This is a genomic window from Streptomyces sp. NRRL B-24572, assembly GCF_002156145.1.
Classification (GTDB): Bacteria; Actinomycetota; Actinomycetes; order Streptomycetales; family Streptomycetaceae; genus Streptomyces; species Streptomyces vietnamensis.
Genome location: NZ_MWIG01000207.1, coordinates 1 through 6,553 on the forward strand (window position 1 = coordinate 1; position 6,553 = coordinate 6,553).

The following is a 6,553-nucleotide window of genomic DNA, read 5'->3' on the forward strand; positions in this document are numbered from 1 at the left end:
AGGACCTCTTCGACGGCCCGGACGGGACGCCGACGGCCACGCCGACGACGACGGCGCCCACGGCGGCGCCGACGACGGCCGCGCCGCAGCAGACGGAGGCGCCCGCGACCGAGGGGCCCGCCCCGACCGCCACGGCCTCCGCCCCGGCCAAGCCGAAGACCACGGAGAACCCGGCCACGGAGCGGACGAGGACGGCGATCGAGGCGGCTGCCGCGAGGACCGGCGCGAAGGTCGAGGAGCTCTCCGACGGCGCCAAGAGCCTCGAAGCCCAGAAGGACACGGACATACCCGACGGGGCCAAGCCCCGCTTCCCGTGCCCCGAGCTCGACGCGCAGGCCCTCGCCGACGCCGACCTCGAACAGGGCATCCCGCTGCTGCCGGACGAGCCGTGGCGCCTGGAGAGCTCCCTGCTCAACCTGACCGGCCTGAAGTACCACGGCATCGTCGAGGTGAAGACCGGCAGCGGCAAGATCAAGAAGGTCCTGAAGTTCACCGCTTCCTCGGTGGACATCAAGGACCTGCACCAGCTGACGGACCACTCCGAGGGCCGCACCGCCCACGTCCGCTCCGACAAGGGCTCGACCTCGACCATCCGCAACGGCACGGTGACGATGTACACGGAGGAGCTGAAGGGCAACCTCTTCGGCATCGTCCCGGTCACCTTCGCCCCGGAGTCCCCGCCCCCGCTGGACGTCCCCTGGGCCTTCTTCACCAACGTGAAGCTCAAGCAGGCGGGCCAGTTCGGCGGCACCCTCAAGGTCCCGGGCCTCCGCAACACGATCGAGCCCAGCTGACCCCCCGTACCACTCCGGGAGCCGCACACGACGAAGCCCCCGTCCGATCCGGACGGGGGCTTCGTCGTGCGTCACGCGGGTCAGGCGCTCTCGGCGCCGCCCAGGTGGTGGACGCGGACCATGTTGGTCGTGCCCGGGACGCCGGGGGGCGAGCCGGCCGTGATGACCATGGTGTCGCCGGCGTTGTGGCGCTGGAGCTTGAGGAGCTCGGCGTCCACGAGGTCGACCATGGCGTCCGTGTTGTCGACGAACGGGACCAGGAAGGACTCCACGCCCCAGCTCAGGGTGAGCTGGTTGCGGGTGCCCTCGTCCGTCGTGAAGGCGAGGATCGGCTGCTGCGTGCGGTAGCGCGACAGACGGCGCGCGGTGTCGCCGGACTGGGTGAAGGCGATCAGCGCCTTGCCGTCGAGGAAGTCGGCGATCTCGCAGGCCGCGCGGGCGACGGAGCCGCCCTGGGTGCGCGGCTTCTTGCCCGGGACCAGGGGCTGGAGGCCCTTGGAGAGCAGCTCCTCCTCGGCCGCGGCGACGATCTTCGACATCGTCTTCACGGTCTCGATCGGGTAGGCGCCGACGGAGGACTCGGCCGACAGCATGACCGCGTCCGCGCCGTCCAGGATCGCGTTGGCGACGTCGCTCGCCTCGGCGCGGGTCGGCCGCGAGTTGGTGATCATCGACTCCATCATCTGGGTGGCGACGATGACGGGCTTGGCGTTGCGGCGGCACATCTCCACGAGGCGCTTCTGCACCATCGGGACCTTCTCGAGCGGGTACTCCACGGCGAGGTCGCCACGGGCCACCATGACCGCGTCGAAGGCGGCGACGACGTCGGCCATGTTCTCGACGGCCTGCGGCTTCTCGACCTTGGCGATGACGGGGACCCGGCGGCCCTCCTCGTCCATCACCTTGTGGACGTCCTTGACGTCGTTGGCGTCGCGGACGAAGGACAGGGCGACCATGTCGCAGCCCATCCGCAGGGCGAAGCGGAGGTCGTCGACGTCCTTCTCCGACAGGGCGGGGACGTTGACCGCCGCGCCGGGCAGGTTGATGCCCTTGTGGTCGGAGATGACACCGCCCTCGACCACGATGGTCTTGACGCGGGGGCCGTCGACCTCGACGACCCGCAGCTCGACGTTGCCGTCGTTGATCAGGACCTGGTCGCCCTTGGCCACGTCGCCGGGCAGACCCTTGTAGGTGGTGCCGCAGATCGACTTGTCGCCGGGGACGTCCTCGGTGGTGATGGTGAACTCGTCACCGCGCACCAGCTCGACCGGCCCCTCGGCGAAGGTCTCCAGGCGGATCTTCGGGCCCTGGAGGTCGGCGAGGACGCCGACGGCGCGCCCGATGTCCGCGGAGACCTGCCGGAGGCGGTCGTACCGCTCCTGGTGCTCGGCCTGGGACCCGTGGCTGAAGTTGAATCGGGCCACGTTCATACCGGCCTCGATGAGAGCCTTCAGCTGCTCATACGAGTCGACGGCGGGGCCCAGCGTGCAGACGATTTTGGAACGGCGCATGAGGCGGATCCTATCGGTTTGTTTCACTGCGGAATATTCCGTCTGGCGGAAAGTACAAATGGGCGGGGGTCCGCTCAGGCGTTCACTTTTCCGGTCACCAGTGCGTAGCTCTGCTGAGCGATCTCCAGCTCCTCGTCCGTCGGCACCACGGCGACCGCCACCCGTGCGTACACCGGCGAGATGATCCGGGCCTCGTCGGACCGTACGGAGTTCAGATCGGCGTCCACCGCGAGCCCCAGCTCCTCCAGGCCCGCGATCGCGGCCGCCCGCACCGGCGCGGCGTTCTCGCCGACCCCCGCCGTGAACGCCACCGCGTCCACCCGGCCGAGCACCGCGTAGTACGCGCCGATGTACTTCTTCAGGCGGTGGACGTAGATGTCGAAGGCGAGTGCCGCCCGCTCGTCGCCCTCGTCGATCCGCCGGCGGATCTCCCGCATGTCGTTGTCGCCGCAGAGCCCCACCAGACCGGACTTCTTGTTCAGCAGTACGTCGATCTCGTCCGCCGACATGCCCGCCACCCGCTTCAGGTGGAAGGTCACCGCCGGGTCGATGTCGCCCGAGCGGGTGCCCATGACCAGGCCCTCCAGGGGCGTCAGACCCATCGAGGTGTCCACGCACCGGCCGCCGCGCACCGCCGAGGCGGAGGCGCCGTTCCCCAGGTGCAGCACGATCACGTTCACCTCCTCCGGCTCCTTCCCGAGCAGCCGCGCGGTCTCCCGCGAGACGTACGCGTGCGAGGTGCCGTGGAAGCCGTACCGGCGGATCCGGTGCTTGTCGGCGGTCTCCACGTCGATCGCGTACCGCGCCGCCGACTCCGGCATCGTGGTGTGGAAGGCGGTGTCGAAGACCGCCACCTGCGGCAGGTCCGGGCGCAGCGTCATCGCCGTACGGATGCCGAGGAGGTTCGCCGGGTTGTGCAGCGGCGCCACCGGCACGAGCCGCTCGATCTCCGCGAGCACCTCGTCGTCGACGACCGTCGGCTCGGTGAACCGGAGGCCGCCGTGCACCACCCGGTGGCCGATCGCCGCCAGCTCGGGGGAGTCCAGGCCCAGACCGTCCGCCGCCAGCTCCTCGGCGACCGCCTTCAGCGCGGCCGCGTGGTCGGCGATCGGCCCGGTCTTCTCGCGCTTCTCGCCGCCCCCGCCCTGCAGCGGGGTGTGCACGAGCCGGGAGGTCTCCTCGCCGATCCGCTCGACGAGCCCCTGCGCCAGGCGGCTGTCGTCACGCATGTCGAGCAGCTGGTACTTCACCGACGAGGAGCCGGAGTTGAGGACCAGTACGCGGGTGGGGGTGGAGGTCATGCCGGGAGCTCCTGGGCCTGGGACTGGATCGCCGTGATGGCGACCGTGTTGACGATGTCGCTGACGAGCGCGCCGCGCGAGAGGTCGTTCACGGGCTTGCGCAGGCCCTGGAGCACCGGGCCGACGGCCACGGCGCCGGCCGAACGCTGCACGGCCTTGTAGGTGTTGTTGCCGGTGTTGAGGTCCGGGAAGATCAGCACGGTCGCCTGGCCCGCCACCTCCGAACCCGGCAGCTTCGTCGCCGCGACGGAGGGCTCGACGGCCGCGTCGTACTGGATCGGGCCCTCGATCCGCAGCTCCGGATGCGCCTCGCGGACCAGCTTCGTCGCCTCCCGCACCTTGTCGACGTCGGCGCCGGAGCCCGAGGTGCCGGTGGAGTACGAGAGCATCGCGATCCGCGGCTCCACGCCGAAGCGGGCCGCGGTGGCCGCCGACTGGGCGGCGATGTCGGCGAGCTGCTCGGCGTCCGGGTCCGGGTTGACCGCGCAGTCGCCGTACACGAGGACCTTGTCGGCGAGGCACATGAAGAACACCGAGGAGACGATCGAGGCGTCCGGCTTCGTCTTGATGATCTCGAAGGCGGGCCGGATGGTCGCCGCCGTGGAGTGCACGGACCCCGAGACCATGCCGTCGGCGAGGCCCTCCTGGACCATCAGGGTGCCGAAGTAGTTCACGTCCGAGACGACGTCGTACGCCAGCTCGACGGTGACGCCCTTGTGGGCCCGCAGCGCCGCGTACTTCTCCGCGAACGCGTCGCGCAGCTCCGAGGTCTGCGGGTCGATCAGCTGCGTGTCGCCCAGGTTCACGCTCAGGTCCGCGGCCTTCTTGCGGATGGCCTCGACGTCGCCGAGCAGCGTCAGATCGCAGACGTCGCGGCGGACGAGCACGTCGGCGGCGCGCAGCACCCGCTCCTCGGTGCCCTCCGGGAGCACCACCCGGCGCCGGTCGGCCCGCGCCTGTTCGAGCAGCTCGTGCTCGAACATCATCGGGGTGACCCGGCCGCTGCGCGCGACCGAGATCCGCTTGAGGAGGTCGGCGGTGTCCACGTGCCGCTCGAAGAGGCCGAGGGCGGTCTCGGCCTTGCGCGGGGTGGCGGCGTTCAGCTTGCCTTCGAGCGCGAACAGCTCGGCGGCGGTCGGGAAGCTGTTGCCGGGCACGGAGATGACCGGGGTGCCGGGCGCGAGGCGGGCCGCCAGGGTCAGGATCTCCTCGCTGGGCCGCTCGTTCAGGGTGAGCAGCACGCCCGCGATCGGCGGGGTGCCGGCCGAGTGCGCGGCGAGCGCCCCGATGACCAGGTCGGCCCGGTCCCCGGGGGTGACGACGAGACAGCCCGGGGTCAGCGCGTTGAGGAAGTTCGGCAGCATCGCGCCGCCGAAGACGAAGTCCAGCGCGTCCCGGGCGAGGCCCGCGTCGTCGCCGAGGACGACGGAGGCGCCGAGCGCGTGGGTGATCTGGGCGACGGTCGGCGCGGCGAGCGCCGGCTCGTCGGGCAGGACGTAGCAGGGCACGGGGACCCGGGTCGCGAGCCGCTCCAGGGCCACGAGGTCCTCGGCGGCCACCCGGTTCACGACCATCGCGAGCACGTCGCAGCCGAGACCGTCGTACGCCCGGAAGGCGTTGCGGGCCTCGGCCCGTACGGACTCGGCGGGCTGGCCCTTGCCGCCGACCACCGGGATGACGGAGGCGCCGAACTCGTTGGCGAGGCGCGCGTTGAGCGCGAGCTCGTCGGGGAGCTGGGTGGCGGCGAAGTCGGTGCCCAGGACGAGGACGACCTCGTAGTCGCGGGCGACGGCGTGGAAGCGGTCGACGAGCCGGGACACCAGCTCGTCGGTGCCCCGCTCGGCCTGGAGCGCGGAGGCCTCGTGGTAGTCCATGCCGTAGACCGTCGACGGGTCCTGGGTGAGCCGGTAGCGGGCGCGCAGCAGGTCGAAGAGCCGGTCGGGACGGTGGTGCACGAGGGGCCGGAACACCCCCACCCGGTCCACCTGGCGGGTGAGGAGCTCCATGACTCCCAGCTCGACGACCTGGCGGCCGTCACCGCGGTCGATCCCGGTCACGTACACGCTGCGCGTCACGCCGTGGTCTCCTGTCCAGTCCTGCGGAAGGGGCCGGAAGGGTGCACTCGCGGCACCTTCTCCGCGGCCCGTGCGTCAATCGACAGTGCTCAGAAAGCCCCGATAGGGCGGCATTACCCCCTTGACAATACCCCCGCCGATGGTTACGTCGCCCGCCGGACGAAGGGCCCGGGAGCCGGGACGAAAGGCCTCCGCGGGGCCACCGGGAAGGACGCGCGGACGCCCGGCGAGCGCGCCCGCCGGTAACGGCGTGTGAGAATCGAGGTGGCTCACAACGGACCGCGACCGAGCAGGAGACCAAGCACGATGCGCATCGGAGTTCTCACCGCAGGCGGCGACTGCCCCGGCCTGAACGCAGTGATCCGGTCGGTCGTGCACCGGGCCGTCACCCACTACGGCGACGAGGTCATCGGTTTCGAGGACGGCTACGCCGGCCTGCTCGACGGCCGCTACCGCGCCCTCGACCTCAACGCCGTCAGCGGCATCCTCGCCCGCGGCGGCACCATCCTCGGCTCCTCCCGCCTGGAGCGCGACCGCTTCCGCGCGGCCTGCGACAACGCCAAGGAGCTCATCGAGAAGAGCGGCTTCGACGCGCTCGTCCCGATCGGGGGCGAGGGCACCCTCACCGCCGCCCGGATGCTCCACGAGGCCGGCGTGCCGGTCGTCGGCGTCCCCAAGACCATCGACAACGACATCTCCTCCACCGACCGCACCTTCGGCTTCGACACCGCCGTCGGCGTCGCCACCGAGGCCATGGACCGGCTCAAGACCACCGCCGAGTCCCACCAGCGGGTGATGGTCGTCGAGGTGATGGGCCGGCACGCCGGCCATGCCGGACTCCAGGGCGATCCAGCCGGCGTGCCGGCCCATCA

The 6,553-nt window shown here is 71.2% G+C and carries 4 protein-coding genes and 1 pseudogene; 2 read left to right on the forward strand and 3 right to left on the reverse strand.

Going from position 1 to position 6,553, the window contains the following annotated elements; genetic code table 11:
- Positions 1 to 794: pseudogene (locus CCN56_RS13085) on the forward strand (hypothetical protein); the annotation flags it as partial.
- Between the two features lie 80 nt (positions 795 to 874).
- On the opposite strand, the gene pyk reads toward CCN56_RS13085, so the two are convergent.
- The 3 genes from pyk to pta form a co-directional block, all read right to left on the reverse strand.
- Complete coding sequence (gene pyk, locus CCN56_RS13090) at positions 875 to 2,305, reverse strand: pyruvate kinase (RefSeq protein WP_086826634.1); 1,431 nt, start codon at positions 2,303 to 2,305, stop codon at positions 875 to 877.
- A 74-nt stretch (positions 2,306 to 2,379) separates the two neighbouring features.
- A complete protein-coding gene (locus CCN56_RS13095) occupies positions 2,380 to 3,606 on the reverse strand; it encodes an acetate kinase (protein ID WP_086826635.1) in 1,227 nt (408 codons plus the stop codon).
- A complete protein-coding gene (pta, locus tag CCN56_RS13100; protein WP_086826637.1) occupies positions 3,603 to 5,681 on the reverse strand; it encodes a phosphate acetyltransferase in 2,079 nt (692 codons plus the stop codon). Before pta ends, CCN56_RS13095 begins: the two co-directional genes overlap by 4 nt.
- A gap of 306 nt (positions 5,682 to 5,987) precedes the next feature.
- On the opposite strand from pta, the gene CCN56_RS13105 reads away from it, so the two are divergent.
- Positions 5,988 to 6,553: ATP-dependent 6-phosphofructokinase (locus CCN56_RS13105; protein WP_143664511.1), on the forward strand; the 566-nt coding region annotated here is incomplete at its 3' end.

What these genes read in the sequence shown, in the direction of transcription:
- pyk (WP_086826634.1), bottom strand. Translation starts at nt 2,305, where the DNA reads ATGCGCCGTTCCAAAATCGTCTGCACGCTGGGCCCCGCCGTCGACTCG.
- CCN56_RS13095 (WP_086826635.1), bottom strand. Translation starts at nt 3,606, where the DNA reads ATGACCTCCACCCCCACCCGCGTACTGGTCCTCAACTCCGGCTCCTCG.